We start from the raw sequence: 18,327 nt of genomic DNA, 5'->3' as shown, positions 1-18,327 counted from the left end.
AGCTTAACGTTCCGGCTCGGAAATTCGCTCGGCGATCGTATCGAAGCAGGCCGATCAGCCGCCAAGCCGCAAGGCTTAAAATAGAAAACCAGGAGGCGTTAATGGAATGACGATACCTAAAGTTTTGACGATTGCCGGTTCCGATACGAGCGGAGGAGCCGGCATTCAGGCCGACCTCAAGACTTTTCAGGAACTGAACGTATACGGAATGACCGCGCTCACCTGCGTGGTAACGATGGACCCGCAGCGTTGGAGCCATAACGTGACGTCGATGTCGGCGGAACTGCTGGAAGAACAGCTCGATACCGTGCTGAACGGAATCGGCGTGTCTTCCGCGAAAACGGGCATGCTGAGCACCGTCGGCATCATCGACGCGGTAGCCCGCAAGATCGAAGAACGTCCGCTGAAGCATTTCGTGGTCGATCCGGTCATGGTATGCAAAGGCGAAAACGAAGTATTGAACCCGGATACGGCCGAAGCGATTCTGGAAAAGTTGGTTCCCAAAGCGACCGTGGTGACGCCGAACCTGTTCGAAGCTTCCCAGCTCGCGAAAACGGCGCCGATCCGTACGATCGAAGACATGAAAGCCGCAGCGGCCAAGATCCACGAAACGGGCGCGCAGTACGTTATCATCAAAGGCGGCGTCAAGCTGCTGCACGAAAAAGCGGTCGACTTGATCTATGACGGCAAAGAATTCGAACTGCTCGAATCCGAGCGGATCGAAACGAATTATATCCACGGCGCCGGCTGCACGTTCTCCGCGGCGATCACGGCGGAACTGGCGAAAGGTGCGGACGTGCCTACGGCGGTCAAGAACGCGAAAGCATTCGTTACGGCGGCGATTCGTCACGGATTCCCGATCAACTCTTTTGTGGGACCGACGATGCACGCCGCGCAGCGGTTGTACCGCGACTAAGCAAACCGATGAGTTAGGAACACAACAAAAAAGACGGATTTCCGATTCGGCAGCTCGATGCCGCGGGAAATCCGTCTTTTTTCGTTTAAGTCGTCGGCGTTGCGTTTATTGGAACATCGGGAAGACATAGCGAACCAGGAAATACAAGATGCCGAACGTAATGATAATGTAGGCGGCGTACTTGATGAAAGTCGAGGCGACCATGCTCGAATCGGATTTCTTCTCGATTCTGCGTTCTTCCACATCCACGTCTCTGTGCGAATTATTCATGTTGAATCCCTCCCTGACGGGTCCTGAGCCCTACGGCTTCAGGCCGAAGATCGTTGAAGATGCTTATAAATAAACGGAGCCGGGTCGCTTGAAACAAGGGCTTTTTGTCCGTTCGGCAAGAAAGAAAAAAGCAGGCGGGCAGGGAAAGGGAAGCCTTGTGGCGAATGTTAGAAAGAATCCAAAATTTTACGTCGTATCGGTTGCGGAGGTTGCTTCATGAAACGGTTACCGAAAATACTGGCTATCGTGCTGGCACTGCTCGCCGTCTTTTATTTATGCGCGGAAGCCTATCCGAAGCAGAAACAGGCAAGCGACGCGATCGGGGCAGAAAGTTGGCAGATTCTCTGGGATTCCGACGGTTCGGCATCGGTTCCGGATGCGCCGCCCGAGCGGGTTCTGCGCTCGCCGGATTGGGCGGATATGCGCGAAGATACGGATCCGCCGCCGAGACCCGCAGGAACGCAGTGGGCTTGGGTACGGATCGATATCCCTCAATTGAGTTGGACGATCCCCGCCGTGATGATGCAGAAAGTACACGGACGGGACGTCATGGTCTATACCGAATACCGCGAACTGTTCGATGCTCATCGGCAGTACCGATATTCGATGAACAATCTGCTGCTCCCGCTTCGCACGGAAGATTCCGGCGGTTCGCTGTATCTCCGGATGAAGATTACCGACCCCAGACCGGGGATCGTCGAAGAAGTTTCGTTCGGCAGTTTCTACCAATTGCTGACCGAATACCTGAATCAAGATCTGCTGGATGTCATGCTGGGCGGAGCTTTCGTATTGATCGGCGGCGTCATGCTGGTCTGCGCGTTGTTCCTGAACCGGGCCTACATCAAATCATGGCTGGCGTTATGCTTCGTCATCCTCTCGATTGGCCTGCTGGTCATTTCTTATTCTCCGTTTCTTTTTACGCTTTACCCGGCTTACGGGGGCGTTCTCCAACGATTGTTCGACGTCTCGCTGTTCACGTTGCTGCCTTCGTTTTTGTACTTTTTCCAAGCGATCTTCGGCAACGGCTACAGAAACGCGGTCCTGCATCTAAGCCGTATTCAATTGATCTATTCGTCTTTTTGCCTGCTCCTGCTCGTAGGCAACGTGCTGACCGGGGAACGGTACTTCTCGATTTATTATCTGCTGACGACGACGGTGCTCGGCGTGCTGATGATCGCGGATCTGTCGGTTCTGCTCGTCTGCACGATCTCGTACAGCCTTCAGCGCAATAAAGACGCTTGGATATTCAACGGCGGATTGGCGGTTTTCGCGGGAATCGGAGTATTCGAACTGCTGCGTTATTACGCGACGAACGAACTATACGATCTGTACTGGTGGAAATGGGGCATGGTCGTGTTCGTCATCTCGATGATCGTGGTTCTGGGTCGCCGATTCGCGGAAACGCATAACCAGGTGCTCGAATATGCCAAAGAACTGGAACGGTTCAACAACGAACTTCAGCGGTCGGAGAAAATGGAGATCATCAGCGAGCTCGCCGCCTCCGTGGCCCACGAGGTGCGCAATCCGCTGCAAGTCACGCGGGGATTCCTGCAGCTGCTCGGCGAGCGTTCCGCCGTATCGGACAAAGCGTATATCGAAATGGCGCTCGACGAGTTGGACCGGGCGTCGGGCATCATCACGGATTTTCTGACTTTTGCCAAGCCGGGCGCGGAGAACGTCAAGCCTTTGTCGATCTCGGAAGAGTTTCGCCATATCGAAGGCGTATTGACGCCTCTGGCAAGCATCCATCACGGCAAGATTATGCTCGACATCGAGCCCGATCTCTACGTCAAAGGCAATTCTTCGAAATTCAAACAGGCTTTTATCAACATGATCAAGAACAGCATCGAAGCGCTTCCGGACGAAGACGGGAAGATCGCGGTGAGGGCGACGCGGGAGAACGGCGAGGTCGTGATTCGGATTCGGGACAACGGAATCGGAATGGCGCCCGAAGTGTTGAAAAGGCTCGGCGAACCGTATTTCTCGAACAAGACGAAAGGCACGGGGCTGGGGCTGATGGTCACGTTCCGGATCGTCGAAGCGATGCAGGGAACCTTGACTTTCGACAGCAAAAAAGGAGCGGGAACCGAAGCGACGGTACGTATTCCGGAATCTTCCGAATAGGAGGATTCCGGAAACGCGCGACGCGGGGTTCCCGCTCTTTGTTATATCAGCGTTGTCAGCCTCCGTTCCCCCACATCGCCGCCGGTTCGATATCCAATCGTTCGGCTTGCGGAATAACGGCGGAAGGATGGGGCGGAATAACCAGATAGAATTCTTTCGCGTTTTCTTCGACGATGTTCAAACGAATGTCCTGAGGCAGCTCGACGCCGAACGTTTCGCGCAGGGCGGCTTTGGGATCGCTTAACAGACGAGCGCGAAAATCGGGGTCGGACCATGCCTTTTGAATCACCTGCGTTTGGAGCAGAGCTTCCGTTGTCTGGTTTGTCATCAGAGATCATCCTTTCGCATACTTGCTTAAGTGAGAAGCGAAACGAACAAATCCTTACATAACCGGGCATATAGGGCTTATGGACCCCGAACGAAGAAGCGGACGAATTGAAAACCTTTTGGTTTTGTGGGAAATTATAGCATATGTCTATTGCCCTTTCAACTCTAAATCAGAGGAGCAACGAGACTTAAGAAGGATGATCCCGACCGAGCAGCCAATAGTTCAATCCGCCCAGAGCCAATCTCTGTTTTTCGGTCTCGATGCCGGACGCGATCCGTTCGAGATCGCCTGCCAGCGCCGCATGGAAATCGATCAATCCGGGAAAGTCTGCGCGATAAGATTCCAGTTCGGTCTGCCGCCGCGAAGCGTATTCGGCATAGCGGCCGAGCATTCCGCCCGCATAGACGGCTTGGTCGATATCGCCGGACGTCAGAGGCGCTTCAAGCGGCAGAGCGCGTTCGCGCCGGTGCAGCGAGACGAGGCAGTTATAAGAACCTTCTTGCAGATCTTCGGCGTAATCGGCCCAGTCGTCGGCCATTTGCAGCGTGATCAACGCTTCTTGCACCGCATGGAGCGCTCGCGCGCGCATACGGTCGTCGTTTTCGAACAAAGCGAGCGGACAGAGGAGCAAAGGAGCGGAGCGCGCGGCGATCAGCTCGGGCCGTTCGAAGAAAGGATCGGTGCCCCGCTCGGAAGCGATCCCCGCCGCCCATTCGGCCGAGCAGCGCAGCAGGGCGGTCCGAAAATTTTTCGGGGATCGGAAGATCTCGGCGTAACGCGCGTTCATCTCGGCGTTGAAAAGTTGGGATAAAGCGATTCGCGCACGGTCCGGTTTGTCGGAACGGTCCGTCTGTTCGTCAAGAAGATGAAAGTGCAGCATGCCGAACACGTTCGCCTCGGCGATCCGACGGCAGGTCTCGAGCGAGGCCGCGGCTGCCTGCCGCAGCCAATACGGAAGCAAGCAGCAGATGTAATTCGTCGGCCCGCTGCCGCGCTGCGGATCGAACCGGTCCAGATAGCGAACGCCGGTTTGCGCGTAAGGAGCCGGATAAGCGCGGATCGCTTCCCGGCATTCTTCGAAGGCCCGCTGCATTTCCCGTTTCGTTTCCTCCGAAAATCGCATGTTTCTTCCTCCTCTGGATTCTATTTTCCGTTTTCTGTACCCTACCCGTTCCGAAACAAAAAGTCGCAAAAATCGTTTGGTGGAGACGCCGTCTTATAGTATGCTGGAAATCAGAAATCCTTATTCGAGGAAGGAAGATCGCTAATCATGAATTCCGATCGATCGACATCCGTATCCCCGCTCGTGGAGCTGTTGGGACTTGAACGGCATATCGAAGGAGGCTGGCACAAAGAGCTGTGGAAATCTTCGTTCAAGATTCCGCAAAGCGTGCTTCCGGCCGAATATACGGGCGACCGTTTCGCGGCCAGCTCGATCTATTTCCTGCTGCATCCGGGCGAATTCTCCGAATGGCATGTCGTTCGCTCCGACGAGCTGTGGTTGTGGCATACCGGCGGAGCGCTGGCGCTGACGCTGGGCGGAGACGGCGAAGAACCGGTCGAAGGCGAAGAGATCGTTCTGGGACCCGATGCGGCGAACGGACAGTCGTTCCAAGGATTGGTTCCGGGCAGCTGCTGGCAGAAAGCGCGTCCGATCGGCGAAGAGCCGGTCTTGGTCTCGTGCATCGTGGCGCCCGGCTTCCATTACGACGACTTCAAGCTGGTCGAACGGAACTGAATATGACGGGTTATACGTTCGGTCAGATGTTGGAAGCGATCGAGCTGGGGCAAGTCGCCGAAGCCGAGGACGGGATTCGGCGCATGAAGCTGACTTCGGAAGGGATGATCTGGCTGACCGGACCGTACGCGGGAAGGATCGTCGAAGTGCGCGGGTATCTGCTCAGCGACTTGTGGACGATTCGGGAAGACGACGGAAACGAGAGCTCGGCCGAAGAACGCGAACAGTGGCGGCGCAAGCGGACCGAGATGTTGGAGAACCAATGGTTCGAACGACGCGCGCGGCGGCTTTCGCCGTCTGACATCGAAGAGTAAACTGAGCGAATCGGAGGGCGTGATAAGGCATGGAGATGCCGAAGACAAGACGATTTAACATACGAACGAAAATACTGGCCGGCTACTTGTTCATCCTGGTTTGTCTCGGACTTTCGCTGTTGGCCGTCTCCGCGCAGGTTCGAAGCCTGCAGGAAGCCAATGCTTTTATCAGCGATCACGACATTGCGGTGCATGACGAAATCAGCGCCTTGGAGAAGCATCTGCTCGATATGGAGACGGGCCAGCGGGGATACTTGTTGACCGGAAACCGGGATTACTTGCAGCCTTACAATGACGGATATACGAACTGGGAAGGAAGCTACAGCAAGCTGTACGAGTTGGTTCGGGACAATCCGTCCCAACAGGCGAGCCTTCAGGTGATTCGCGATAACGTCGAGCAATGGATCGCGGACATGGGCGAAACGACGATCAAACTTCAAGATGCCGGAGAAAAAGACCGCATCTTGGGATATTTCCAAGGCAATGCGGGCAAATTGGCGATGGATCAACTGCGCAGCCAGCTCGACACGTTCCGGCAGACGGAAAAAACGCTGACCGACGAACGCGTGATCTCGCTCAAAACGAACAGCGACCGCACGATTTACGCGATGGTCGGACTGTGGCTGCTTGTCGGATTGGTATCTATTTTAGCCGCGTTGGGCGTGGCGGGCAATATCTCGAAGACCTTGTCCCGCGTCACGGACGCGATTCGCGCCATGACCGCCGGAGGAAATCTCGACAAGCGCGTCGAAGCCCGCTCGAACGACGAGATCGGCGATCTCGGCCGGGCGACGAACGAGCTGCTCGGGAAGATCGAGGAAGAGGATCTTCACAAAGAGCGGTTGATCAAATTGGCCGAGCTGCTGCAAGAACAGGCTTCTTCGTCGACGGAAAATCTGGCGAAGTCGTTTCTGTCCAGTTTGTCGCAGTCGATGGACATTCCCGCGGGCGTATTCTATCTGGCCGATCTCGATCGTCGGGTTCTGACGAAGATCGCGTCGATCGCCGAAGATCGGGATCACGAGCTGCGCAGCGCAAGAGCGGAGATTCCTTTCGGGCAAGGTTTGGTCGGACGCTGCGCGAGCGAAGCGAGAATGATCCGCTTGAGCGACGTGCCGGCGGATTACGTCAAAATTTCGTCTGCGCTCGGCGAATCGGCTTCGGCCGAAGTGCTGCTGCTGCCGATCCTGCACGGTGGGATATTGAAGGGAGTCATCGAGTGGGCGGCTTCCGACCGCTTTACCGATATGGAGATCGATTGGATGGAGCGCAAAGCCGAGCTGCTGGCGAGCACGATGCAGACGGTGGAAGCTCGTCAAGAGATCGAACGTCTGTACCGCGAATCCCAAGCGCTGAACGAAGAGATGCAGGTGCAGTCGGAAGAGCTGCAAGTGCAAGCGGAAGAACTTCAAGTGCAGTCCCAAGAACTGATGACGCAGCGCGACGAGCTGGAGGGCATCAACGAGCAGCTCGGCGAACAGAAGCACGCTGCCGAACTGGCCGTGGAAGAAGCGCAGAAATACGCGAAAGAACTTCAGATCAGCTCCCGTTACAAATCGGAATTCCTGGCGAATATGTCGCACGAGCTGCGGACGCCGCTCAACAGCATGCTGATCTTGTCTCAGATTCTGGCGGAGAACGAAGGACGCACGCTGACTCAGAAAGAGCAGGAATACGCATCCAGCATCTATGCTTCGGGCAAAGATCTGCTCAGCTTGATCAACGACGTGCTGGATCTCTCCAAAGTGGAAGCCGGCAAGATGCAGATCGATCTGGATTCCGTCGATCTGAGCAAAGTGGCGTCGGACATGAACCGTTACTTTGCCGAGACGGCCGCTCGCAAACAGCTTGATTTCCGGATCGAGATCGAAGAGAACGTGCCGATGACCGTCTTCACCGATGAACTAAGGCTTCAGCAGATTCTTCGCAACCTGCTGTCGAATGCTTTCAAGTTTACGGATCGGGGCGAAGTGGTCCTGAGAATCGGCCGGGTGCCGGGCAAACGGATGAACCCCGAAGGCGCGGCTTACGACCAACTGGCGTTCAGCGTCATCGATACCGGAATCGGCATCACCGAAGAGAATCGCCAATCGATCTTCGAAGCGTTCCAGCAGGCCGACGGAACGATCGCGCGCAAATACGGCGGAACGGGATTGGGCTTGTCCATCTCGACGCAGTTGGCCGGCCTGCTCGGCGGCGAGATTACGCTGGACAGCCGTTACGGCGAAGGCAGCACGTTCTGCTTGTATCTGCCGTGCATCAAAGAAGACGAAGAAACGTCGGATCTGTTCGTTCCGCTGAACACGCGCCGGTTCTGGACCGGAGCGGAATTCTTGAAAGGCGAGCTGCCGAGCAAAGAATCGGATGATCGCGAGAACGAACTCGGAGCGGCCTCGACGGACCTGCCTGAGGAATTCGATCTGCCGGGAACCATTCGTATCGTACCCGACTCCGAAGGCGGCGAGCGCGGCGGACCGTATGCCGCCGGAAATTTGTTCCCGGCTTCGGCCAACGAACCGGAGCAGCCGTTCAAAGGGATGCGGATGATGATCGTCGACGACGATATTCGCAACGTCTACGCGCTGACGAGCATGTTGGAGAAGCACGGCGTAGACATCGCCGTCGCGCTGACCGGACTCGACGCGCTGGATAAACTGCAAGCGGACGGACCGTTCGACATGATCTTCATGGACATCATGATGCCGGAATTGGACGGCTTGGAGACGATGCGCCGGATTCGTCAGGCTCCGGGATCTGCGCATATTCCGATTCTGGCTCTGACCGCGAAAGCGATGAAAGAAGACCGGGAGAAATGCCTGAACGCCGGCGCTTCCGATTATCTGACCAAGCCGCTCGATATGGAACTGGTCATTGAACGGATGAAGATCTTGTTGAACGTGCCTCGGCGGATCGCGGAGTGACGTTCCGAAGTTCGGCCCGTCGAAGAGTCTTCCGGATCCAGACCTGACAAGTTCCGTACTGCGATATGGGCAAGACACGAAAAAACGACCTCCGCATCCACGCGAAAGTGGATGTCGAGGTCGTTTTTTTTGATGCCGAACGCAGCGGAGATCCGATACGCGGCGCGTACGCGACAAACGGGATCAGCGAGCGAAAGAGCGTCTAACTCGGCAATCGTTCGCGTCCCGACTGCCGGGCATGGCGGTACAGTTCGGCATAATGGCCTCCGCTTGCCAGCAGTTGAGCATGCGTGCCTTGTTCCGTCAGCTCGCCGCCTTGCATGACGAGGATGCGGTCGGCGTGCATGATGGTCGACAAACGGTGAGCGATGACGATCGTGGTGCGTCCCCGCGAGACGGAAGTCAGCGCTTCTTGCACCAGTTTTTCCGTTTCGGAATCCAAATTGGCGGTCGCTTCGTCGAGAATCAGAATCTTCGGACGGAATACGACGATCCGGGCGAACGAGATCAATTGGCGTTCGCCGGCCGACAGTCCGCTTCCGCGTTCCGACAGATGCGTGTCGTACTGCTGCGGCAGTCTCATGATCATCGGATGCGCGCCGACGAAGCGGCAGGCTTCGATGACTTGTTCGCGAGTGATGTCTGTCCGGAACAGCCTTACGTTATCGATGATCGAACCCGAGAACAGATAAGGGTCCTGCTGAATCAGTCCGACGACCGCGTGCAGATCGCTTTGAGCGATCCGCCGAATATCGATGCCGTCGATCTCGATCGAACCTTCGTTCACGTCGTAGAAACGGTTGATCAAGCTGATCAGCGTGCTTTTGCCGGCGCCCGTCGTTCCGACGACCCCGATCATCTCGCCCGCGTCGATATGCAGGTTCAACTGCTTCAGTACCGGACGATCCGCACGATAACCGAAGACCACGTCGCGGAAGTCTACCTCGCCGCGCAGCGCATCGGGATCAAGCGGCACGCGTTCTTCGGCGGACGGTTCGCCGACTTCCGGTTCGGTCGCCAGCACCCGCTGGATACGTTCGACCGCCACGGTCGTCGACTGGAACGTATTCCACTGCATGGTGATCTGATTGATCGGTTGGAAGAACTGCCGAATATAGCTGACGAACGCGTAGAGGACGCCGACTTCCATGCTCTGTCCGAGCACCGCCCGGCCGCCGAGCCAGACCATCAGCACCAATGCGGCGTTGCCCAGAATATCGAAAGTCCGGTTGAACAGCACGTTGGAGCGGATCTGCCGCAGATTGGCATCCCAATAATTGCGGTTCTGCTGCGTGAAACGGTCTAGCTGTTCGTCTTCTTGACGGAACGATTGGATCAGTCCCATCCCCGACAAGTTTTCCGCCGTAAAAGCGATCAGTCGGGACAATCGGCTGCGCGCCTGCTGATACGTGCTTCGCAGGTAAGAGCGGAACATCGCGGCCACCACGAAGATCACGGGCAGGATCAGCATGGAGAAAGCGGCCAATTCGACGTCGAGGCTGAACATCAGTCCGATGATCAAGACCAACATCATGCCGTCGCGCACGAGGCTCAGCAGCACCTGCGTGAAGAATTGGCTGATCGTTTCCGTATCGTTTGAGACGTTGGTGACCAGACTGCCGCTGTGCGTGCGATCGAAGAACGACATCGACATTTTGGAGATGCGTCCGAACAAGTCTTTGCGAATACGGGCGACGATGCTCTGTCCCGCGTACTGCAGCAGATTATTCTGTAAATAGGTGAACAAAAAACTGACCAAAGCGATACCCAGATACAGCAGCCCGAGCTTGATCAGCGCGCCGCCGCCTTCGCCTTTCGCCAGATGATCGTCGATCGCGATCTGGACGAGCAGCGGCTGAAGCAGCTCGGCGGAGATCCCGAGCAGCGCGCAGAACGCGACGCCGAGGAAAGCGAGCCGATGCGGTCTGGCGTAACCGAGCAGCAGTTTCAATGTCGATGAAGTGGACGGCTTGTCTTCGGGGCTGCGCAGGCTTCCTCGGCTTCGCGCCGGATCGGGTTCCGCTTTCTTGGCGTCCGAGCCGTGCCTTTCCTGCTGTTTATTCAAGTTCGTCATGGCGAAGTCCCTCCTCTTGAAGCCGATGCAGAGCCGCGTACGGTCCTTCGCGCCGCAGAAGCTCTTCGTGCGTGCCGCGCTGAACGATCCGTCCTTCGCTTAAGACGACGATTTCGTCCGCATGTTTGACCGCGCTGATGCGGTGCGAGATCAGAATCGTCGTTTTGCTGCCGCGTTCGCGAACCAGATTGTCCAGAATGCCGGTCTCGGTCACGGCGTCCACGGCGCTCATGCTGTCGTCGAGAATCAGCACCTGCGCTTTCTTGGTCAGGCCGCGGGCCAGGCTCGTGCGCTGCCGCTGTCCGCCCGACAGCGTGACGCCGCGTTCGCCGAGCTTGGTCTCGAACCCTTCGGGGAAATGCGCGATATTGTCGTAGATCAAGGCTCGCTTGGCGCCGCTCTCGACCTTCTCCAGCGGCGCTTCGCGATCGCTGAACGCGATGTTGTCGCGAATGGTCGTGCTGAACAGGAAGCCGTCCTGCGGTACGTAAGCCAGATTCTCGCGCAGGCTCTCCAGCGAGAGGTCGCGGATATCCGTACGTCCGAAGAACAGCGAGCCGCGCGGCGGTTCGTAGATGCGCAGCAGCAGTTTGACGAGCGTCGTCTTGCCGCTGCCGGTCCGGCCGACGATCCCGATCGTGCGCCCCGGCGGAATGACCAGATCGATATCGCGCAGCGCCGGCTCGCGGCTGCCCGGATAGGCGAACGTCAGATGTTCGAAACGGATTTCTTTGGGCTGATCCAATTTCCGGGCGTTTTCTTCGTCCTGCACGTCCGGTTCTTCGTTCATCAGACGATTGACCCGTTCGAGCGAAGCGCCGGAACGCTGCATCATGTTGATCACGTTGCCGATCTGCTGAAGCGGACCGACGATAATCCGCATGTACAGCGTGAGCGAAACGAAGCTGCCGATCGTGATCGTGCCGTTCAGCGTCTGCGAGCCGCCGACGAGCAGCGCAAGCACCAGCGACAGCGCGCCGAGAAACGGGATCGACGCTTGGAACAGCGACGACAGCCGGACGAGGAACAGTTGGGCGCCGCGAATGGCGTCGACTTTTTCTCCGAACCGCTCGCCCGCGATGTCTTCCGTTCCGAACGTCTTGGTCACGCGGATGCCGCCGAACTGTTCTTCCGCCGATTCGGTCATTCCGGCCAGCGATTCCTGCACGTTCATCGAACGCTTGCGTACTTGAGGACCGATGCGGACGATGATCAGCGGAATCAAGACGAGCGGGCTGATGCAGATCAGGATCAGCGACAGCGGAATGTTTCCGATCAGCATCATGAAAATACAGGAGACCAGCAGCACCACGGCGTTGGTCGTCTGCGTGACGCCGTTCGAGATCGACTCCCGCACGGACTGGACGTCGTTCGTGACGTAGCTGAGCAGTTTCCCTGTGCCTTGTTTGGAAAAAAAGTGTTCGCTCAGGGTGGAAAATTTGCCGAATAATTTCTGCCGCACTTCGAATTCGAAACGTCGGCCGAGGCGCATGACCTGATACTGTCCGAGTCCGAACAGCAGGCCGTAAGTCACGCCGATGCCCAGCAGCAGCAGCGCGAATTCCGTCACGGAACCGTAGTTCAACGAACCGGCCCGCAGATCGTCGGTAAAATGCCCGAGCACGAGCGGCAGCGCCGACTGCACGACGTTGGCGACGATGATCAACAGAACCGCGAGCAGATAGCCGGGAATATGCGCCGTTACGTAATCTTTGAGCAATTCTTTGCCTTTCAAATCTGCTTCAACTCTCTTTCGGGCCGCCCGGCGGCCGCCGAGGCTCAAAGCGGAGCCGCGCCGAAGATCGGGCCGCGCGGGGCGGAAGGATGAAGGCGCAACGAAACACGGGGACTCTCCGGCGTCGGGCGGAATATCGCTGCGAAGATAGGCGAAACGCGATCGCGAGGCGCGAAAGAGGCAGAGCGGAAGGCCGCCTGCCTCTCGATTGCCGCGTACGCCCGCCGATCGTCCGACGGGAGCGGTCTTCTATTTCATCATATACCTATTACCCGGAGCGCGGAAAGGAAAACGGATTCGCGGAACCCGCGGTTCGGCGATCAGGCCATTAAACGTAATGCAGCCCGTACAGGTACGGCAGCGGGATCGGCGAGAACCAGCCCGGCAGATCGGCTCCCTGCGGCCGCTCGGGAGAGAAGAGCAGGGAATACCATTGTTCCCGGCTCAGTTCGCGATCGCTGGAAGCGGCGAACACGCGCCCTTCTTCGTCGACGCGCAGCGCTTCCTGCCACGGGAGCGGCCACAGTCCGCTCGCTTGGTCGAGCAGCATGCGCACGTCGGTCACGAGCACGGTGCCGGCGTTCGGTTCTTCTTCGAGCATGACGCCCGCCTGCCGAAGCTGCAATTGAAGTTCGTATTCCTGCCACGGGATACGGATATGAAGCTCCGGCAGCTCGCAGTAGCCGAGCAGGTCGGCCAAGAGCCGGGCGACGTAGGCCGCTTCGCCGCCGTATCCGATCACGGTCGGCGGCTCTCCGTCGAAAGCGGCGGCTTCGCTGCCGCCGTCCGCAGCGGCCGCGAGCTCCGGGATGCCGATCGCGGCATAAGCCAGAATCTCGCGTCCGACTTCCGCTAGGATTACGCGCGGAGAGAGGCCCAGCACGCCGCTGTACGAAGCGGCGCGCAGCTGTTCGCCGAGGCCCGCGGCGCTGTCCTCGAAGATCGTGCCGCCCGCATCGTGCAGCTCATGCAGGCGCTCCAGGTCTTCCGGTCCGGCTTCGCGCAGCCGGACCGGAAGCAGGGCTTCCCGAGCCTCGAGGACGCTCGGGAGATCGGGGTTCCCGGCCGAACCCGGGGCCGGGAACGCGGCGGTCTGCCCCGCCGCGGGCACGCCGGGGCGCAGCACGGCGTGCAGGGCGCGGCCGAAGGACGCGCTGCCCGCTCGCGTATACAGCGAGCGGCCGCCCGAGACGAAGAGCAGCGGCGCTTCGGCGGCTCTGGCATGAGCGATGCAATGCTCCAGCAGCCGGCCGGCCAGGCCGGCGCCGCGCTGCTCGGGCGCGGTGCAGACCGAGCCGAGCGAGAAGGCGCGGAGGCTTGCCGCGCCGCCGACGCGCAGCGTCGAAGGGGCGAGCCCCATGAAGGCGGCGAGGCTGCCGTCTTCGGCGAAAGCGCCGTAGGAATGGACGGTTTCCGGCGCGAAGAGGCGCGGGAACATCTCGGCCATCGAAGGCTTCTTGTCGCCGCGGAATACGGTGTCCGCCAGCCGTGCGGCTTCGGCGAGTTCTTGGCTTTGCATGATACGGAAAGTGGTCATGAATGCAGCTCCTTTGCATATGGACAAGCTTTGAACCGGATAAGCCGTTCTGCCGCGAATATAACAGAAAGCGTTTTACTTTGCAAAACGGGTCAGCCAAGTAAGCCGTACATCAAGTGCGAATTGTTCAAGCAGTCTTTAAAAGCAGGTGCAAAAACAGGCGAAAAGTTCTCGTCGAAAAGTTGGTCTTTTTGACGAAAAATAAATTGACGTTTTATTAATTTTTTATGTATAGTTACAAAGTCACAAATTAACACCTATAGAGGATAGTAGGAGGGAAAGAATTGGGATTTCCAGATTTATTTTCTGGGCCTTATGAACTTGTAACGGCATTTGTTTTTTGGTATCCGTTTGTTATGGCTCTTTTTTGGATGGCCGGTTCTCTTCTATTCCTTAGAACGAAAGAATCCAAAAGCAATGTTTTGAACATCGAGGAAATCGATTGGCCGATGATCAGCATATTGGTTCCGTGTTATAACGAAGAAGAGACGATCGAAGAAACCGTACGCAACCTGAACGGGCTTTCTTATCCCAAGAAAGAGATTATTTTGATCAATGACGGTTCGAAAGACGGAACCGGGGAAATCATCAAAAGATTGTCGGAAGAATACGAGATTGTCAGATCTATTCAACTGCATGAAAACCGCGGCAAAGCCAATGCTTTGCAAGTCGGATTATTCGCCTCCAGGTCCGAATACCTCATCTGCGTCGACTCCGACGCCCTCCTTGCCGATACGGCTCCCTATTATTTGATTCGTCATTTCTTTAAGGGCGGCGAAAGACTCGGTGCCGTAACCGGCAATCCGGCGATCCGTAACCGAAACAATCTCCTCAGCCGAATGCAGCTGGTGGAATACGCTTCGATTATCGGAGCGATCAAGCGGACGCAAAGACTTCTCGGAAAAGTCATGACGGTCTCCGGAGTCGTGGTCGCTTTCCGCAAAAAAGCGCTTGTGGATGTCGGTTTATGGGATCGCGATATGATCACTGAAGACATTGCGGTCAGTTGGAAACTCCAAAAGCGCTTTTGGGACGTTCGCTATGAACCGCAGGCCATTTGTTGGATGCTTGTGCCGGAAACCCTATCCGGCATTTGGAAACAGCGCGTCCGTTGGGCGCAGGGCGGCCAAGAAGTCATTCTTCGCCATTGGAAAATCTTGTTCAGCTGGAAACAACGCAGAATGTGGCTGATTTATCTCGAACAATGGATTAGCATCTTTTGGGCATTCAGTTGGCTTTTCGTTACGCTATTGCTGCTGGTTACGGCCGACAGCGCGGCGGATATGCTCATCTGGTTTACGCTTACTTCGTTTGCGTTGGTATTCATTAGCTTGATTCAATTGTTGATCGCGCTTTTGATCGAATCCAATAATAACCGTGTGTTGAAGTATTATTTCTGGGCAGCTTGGTACCCGGCCATTTACTGGATGGTTAATACATTCGTCGTAATGGCTGCTGTTCCCAGAGCTATCTCGTCGCGTCTGAAAGGAGGTTACGCCGTATGGAACAGTCCGGACCGCGGCATGAAGAAGAAAGCTTCCTGATCGCAGGCAACCGATCTTGGTTTCGAGCTTGCTTCGATTTCCTTTTTTCTTTGATTTTTTGGGCGTACGGATTAGCGGTGGTCTTCTTTTTCGTATCGGCTACTTTCGGGCTCCATAACGGTTTGATAACGATTTTGCATGCTTCTTTCCATACCGCGGATCAAGATGTTCGTCATTTGGTTATGTTGGCTTTCGGCATCTTCCTTCTGTTTTATGCCATCCTTTATATAAACCGCGTATACAATAAAAAAAGATTCGGCATTTTGCAAAGACGAACTTATCCTCCTGCTGTCGATAATCTGGAACTCAAGTCTTTGGGCTTGATGGATCCGGAGATCATCGAAAAGCTGCAGACTAACGATTACATCGTTTTTGAGACGAATCCGATTACTCCGCTCGACAGGAAAAAGCCGTAATCGAATGCATGTTTATCTAACGTAGAAAAGGGATCGACAGCCGTCTAACAAGCTGTCGGTCTCTTTTTCTATTTTATTCGTAATTGTTTACGGGAGCCCTTTCGGTTCGCTATGTGGATTTTTGCAAAATCTTTGACTATGATAAGAAAAGATGTTTTCATATTCGAAATTTTATTTTACATAAGGACGAAAACTTGGGGGCCAGAAAAATGGATCGTTTTGCAGAGAAATTGGAACAATACGCGGAACTCGTCGTAAAAGTAGGGGTCAATATTCAGCAGGGGCAGGTGCTCCGGCTGCAAGCTCCGATCGAAGCGGCGGAATTCGCGAGGCTGATCGTGCAAAAAGCTTATCAAGCGGGCGCGAAATACGTCGATATCGACTGGGAAGACGAAGCTTCGACGCGGCTGCGTTACGAATACGCGTCGGAAGACACGTTCGACTACTATCCGGCTTTCAAAGCGGAAGCGCTGGAGAAGTTGGCCGAGGAAGGCGGGGCGGTCATGCATATCAAAGTGCCGGATCCCGAGCTGTACCGCGGCATCGACGCTTCCTACGTGGCGCGTTCGAACAAAGCGGCCGCTTCGGCCCGCAAAGGCTATCAGCAGTACGTGCGCAGCAACAAACTGTCTTGGTGCCTGATCAAAGCGCCGACCCGCGCGTGGGCGGACAAAGTCTTCTCCGATCTGCCGGAAGATCGGCGCGTCGACGCCATGTGGGAGACCATCTTCAAGATGAACCGGGTCGGCGAAGGCGACGCGGTCGAGAACTGGCATCGCCATATCGACACGCTGAAAGACATGCAGACCAAGCTCAACGATAAAAATTACAAAAGCTTGCATTACCGCGCGCCGGGCACGGATCTTCGCGTCGAATTGGCGCCGAATCATTTGTGGCTGGGCGGCGGCGACACCAATCAATCCGGCGTCTATTTCGTCGCCAACATGCCGACCGAAGAAGTGTATACGATGCCGAATCGCACGGGCGTAAACGGCACGGTCACTTCGACCATGCCGCTCAATCTGAACGGGCTGCTGGTCGAGAAGCTGTCGCTGACGTTCGAGAACGGCCGGGTGACCGCCTTCGACGCCGAGTCCGGACGCGAGCATCTGGAGTCGCTGCTGGATACGGACGACGGCGCGAAATATCTGGGCGAGGTGGCGCTTGTCCCGCATAATTCGCCGATTTCGCAGCTCAACCGCATTTTCTACAATACCGGCATCGACGAAAATGCTTCCTGCCATTTCGCGCTCGGAAGCTGCTACCCGGTCAATATGAAAGGCGGCACGGAACTGACGCAGAACGAACTGCTGACGCGCGGCGGCAATACGAGTCTGACCCATGTGGACTTTATGGTCGGTTCGGATCGGCTCGATATCGACGGAGAGCTTCAAGACGGCAGCGTCGAACCGGTATTCCGCGCGGGACAGTGGACGATTTAAATTTTCATTTTGCAAAATCTTTTAATTAAAAATTCATCAATTGTACGCTCTGATATGGTACATTAAACGAAGGAGGGATGGGCATGGAGGAGCAGTATCGGCGTCAGCTCGAAGAGCAGAAGCGGTTGTTCAAGCAGCTCGGCATCAAGCTCGACGCGTTGCAAATTCATGAGAAAGATTTTCCCGTCAAAATGCGCGGGTATACGAAAGAGGACGTCGACGCTTTTCTGGACGACATCATCCTCGATTACGAGCGGTTCTATCAAGTGATCTCGGATCTCTTGGACAAATACAATGCGCTTCAGCGCCGCCACGGTTACGATCTGGAGAAGAAAGATGCCGAGATCGCCCGGTTGGCGGAGAAAGCCAAAGTGCAGGACTATCTGGTCGACCGCCGCATCGCGGAAGAAGCCATTCAGGACATGGAACGCACGCTGCAAGCCGCCAAACGGCGGATGCGCCCGGGTTCCGGAGACGCGTACGGAGACTCTTACTGAGTCGGGAACACGACGCTTTTTTCGATACGTATATCCGATCCGCGGCAGCGGGCCTATCCCCGAAACCGAGAGGAGAATCCGGATATGGAACGAATCGAGAGCTTGGAACAATATAATCAACAGATCGGCGGCGACGGACTGACCGTCATCAAATTCGACACGAACTGGTGCCCGGATTGCAAAAATCTGGATCGGTTCATCGGCGGCATTATCGAGAACAACCAAGATAAACAATTCTTCGCGATGGACGCGGAGAAATTCCAAGAGATCGCGGAATCGAACGAAGTGCGCGGCATCCCGAGCCTGCTCGTGTTCAAGAACGGCGAGAAGATCGCCCATCTGCACAGCAAGTTCGCCAAGACGCCGACGCAGGTATCCGAGTATCTGGAATCGATCGGCAAATAAGCCGCTTCGGAGCGGCGCCGTTACGGCTCGGACCGAAGCGGCGATCATGCAAGCGAGAAAAGGGCG

Annotated in this window: 16 protein-coding genes; 10 read left to right on the top strand and 6 right to left on the bottom strand. The window is 56.3% G+C overall.

Going from position 1 to position 18,327, the window contains the following annotated elements; all coding sequences use genetic code 11:
- Positions 1-106: 106 nt before the first annotated feature.
- On the top strand, positions 107-916 hold the full coding sequence (gene pdxK, locus CDO73_RS00880; protein ID WP_088486594.1) for a pyridoxine/pyridoxal/pyridoxamine kinase: 810 nt from the start codon (positions 107-109) through the stop codon (positions 914-916).
- A gap of 105 nt (positions 917-1,021) precedes the next feature.
- Here pdxK and CDO73_RS26615 read toward each other — a convergent pair whose 3' ends face one another.
- Complete coding sequence (locus CDO73_RS26615; RefSeq protein ID WP_166273239.1) at positions 1,022-1,186, bottom strand: hypothetical protein; 165 nt, start codon at positions 1,184-1,186, stop codon at positions 1,022-1,024.
- Between the two features lie 216 nt (positions 1,187-1,402).
- On the opposite strand from CDO73_RS26615, the gene CDO73_RS00875 reads away from it, so the two are divergent.
- On the top strand, positions 1,403-3,310 hold the full coding sequence (locus CDO73_RS00875) for a sensor histidine kinase (protein WP_088486593.1): 1,908 nt from the start codon (positions 1,403-1,405) through the stop codon (positions 3,308-3,310).
- Between the two features lie 55 nt (positions 3,311-3,365).
- On the opposite strand, the gene CDO73_RS00870 is transcribed toward CDO73_RS00875, so the two are convergent.
- Together CDO73_RS00870 and CDO73_RS00865 are read right to left on the bottom strand one after the other, a co-directional pair.
- A complete protein-coding gene (locus CDO73_RS00870) occupies positions 3,366-3,638 on the bottom strand; it encodes an NHLP leader peptide family RiPP precursor (protein WP_088486592.1) in 273 nt (90 codons plus the stop codon).
- A gap of 187 nt (positions 3,639-3,825) precedes the next feature.
- Complete coding sequence (locus tag CDO73_RS00865; protein WP_088486591.1) at positions 3,826-4,761, bottom strand: hypothetical protein; 936 nt, start codon at positions 4,759-4,761, stop codon at positions 3,826-3,828.
- A 147-nt stretch (positions 4,762-4,908) separates the two neighbouring features.
- On the opposite strand from CDO73_RS00865, the gene CDO73_RS00860 reads away from it, so the two are divergent.
- Genes CDO73_RS00860 through CDO73_RS00850 form a run of 3 tightly spaced genes read left to right on the top strand, consistent with a single transcriptional unit; the run spans position 4,909 to position 8,611 of the window.
- Positions 4,909-5,376 carry a cupin domain-containing protein gene (locus CDO73_RS00860; RefSeq protein ID WP_088486590.1) on the top strand — a complete coding sequence of 156 codons (468 nt, stop codon included), beginning with the start codon at positions 4,909-4,911 and terminating at the stop codon, positions 5,374-5,376.
- Between the two features lie 2 nt (positions 5,377-5,378).
- Positions 5,379-5,690: a hypothetical protein gene (locus CDO73_RS00855; RefSeq protein WP_088486589.1), complete on the top strand. Its 312-nt coding sequence runs from the start codon at positions 5,379-5,381 to the stop codon at positions 5,688-5,690.
- Between the two features lie 29 nt (positions 5,691-5,719).
- Positions 5,720-8,611: a CHASE3 domain-containing protein gene (locus CDO73_RS00850; RefSeq protein WP_088486588.1), complete on the top strand. Its 2,892-nt coding sequence runs from the start codon at positions 5,720-5,722 to the stop codon at positions 8,609-8,611.
- Positions 8,612-8,813: 202 nt separating this feature from the next.
- Here CDO73_RS00850 and CDO73_RS00845 read toward each other — a convergent pair whose 3' ends face one another.
- The 3 genes from CDO73_RS00845 to CDO73_RS00835 form a co-directional block, all read right to left on the bottom strand.
- A complete protein-coding gene (locus CDO73_RS00845; RefSeq protein ID WP_088486587.1) occupies positions 8,814-10,685 on the bottom strand; it encodes an ABC transporter ATP-binding protein in 1,872 nt (623 codons plus the stop codon).
- On the bottom strand, positions 10,669-12,420 hold the full coding sequence (locus CDO73_RS00840) for an ABC transporter ATP-binding protein (RefSeq protein WP_088486586.1): 1,752 nt from the start codon (positions 12,418-12,420) through the stop codon (positions 10,669-10,671). Before CDO73_RS00840 ends, CDO73_RS00845 begins: the two co-directional genes overlap by 17 nt.
- 328 nt (positions 12,421-12,748) lie before the next feature.
- Positions 12,749-13,957 carry a GNAT family N-acetyltransferase gene (locus CDO73_RS00835; RefSeq protein ID WP_088486585.1) on the bottom strand — a complete coding sequence of 403 codons (1,209 nt, stop codon included), beginning with the start codon at positions 13,955-13,957 and terminating at the stop codon, positions 12,749-12,751.
- A 284-nt stretch (positions 13,958-14,241) separates the two neighbouring features.
- Here CDO73_RS00835 and pgaC point away from each other — a divergent pair, with 284 nt between their 5' ends.
- The 5 genes from pgaC to CDO73_RS00810 all read left to right on the top strand — a co-directional run bounded on the left by pgaC (position 14,242) and on the right by CDO73_RS00810 (position 18,261).
- Positions 14,242-15,501, top strand: a complete 1,260-nt coding sequence (gene pgaC / locus CDO73_RS00830; protein ID WP_256972499.1) for a poly-beta-1,6-N-acetyl-D-glucosamine synthase — start codon at positions 14,242-14,244, stop codon at positions 15,499-15,501.
- Entirely contained in the window at positions 15,459-15,917 is a 459-nt protein-coding gene (locus CDO73_RS00825) for a hypothetical protein (RefSeq protein WP_088486583.1), read from the top strand. The genes pgaC and CDO73_RS00825 overlap by 43 nt, the downstream gene beginning before the upstream one ends.
- Positions 15,918-16,126: 209 nt before the next feature.
- Positions 16,127-17,359, top strand: a complete 1,233-nt coding sequence (locus CDO73_RS00820; RefSeq protein WP_088486582.1) for an aminopeptidase — start codon at positions 16,127-16,129, stop codon at positions 17,357-17,359.
- 83 nt (positions 17,360-17,442) lie between these two features.
- Positions 17,443-17,856, top strand: coding sequence for a DivIVA domain-containing protein (locus CDO73_RS00815; protein WP_088486581.1), 414 nt, complete (start codon positions 17,443-17,445; stop codon positions 17,854-17,856).
- An 84-nt stretch (positions 17,857-17,940) separates the two neighbouring features.
- Positions 17,941-18,261 (top strand): thioredoxin family protein, encoded by a 321-nt coding sequence (locus tag CDO73_RS00810; protein WP_088486580.1) that lies wholly within the window; start codon positions 17,941-17,943, stop codon positions 18,259-18,261.
- Positions 18,262-18,327 lie beyond the last annotated feature (66 nt).

The organism is Saccharibacillus sp. O23, assembly GCF_002205895.1.
Lineage (GTDB): Bacteria > Bacillota > Bacilli > Paenibacillales > Paenibacillaceae > Saccharibacillus.
The sequence above is the reverse complement of the archived record's forward strand: the minus strand, read 5'-3'. Positions and strand labels throughout refer to the sequence as shown.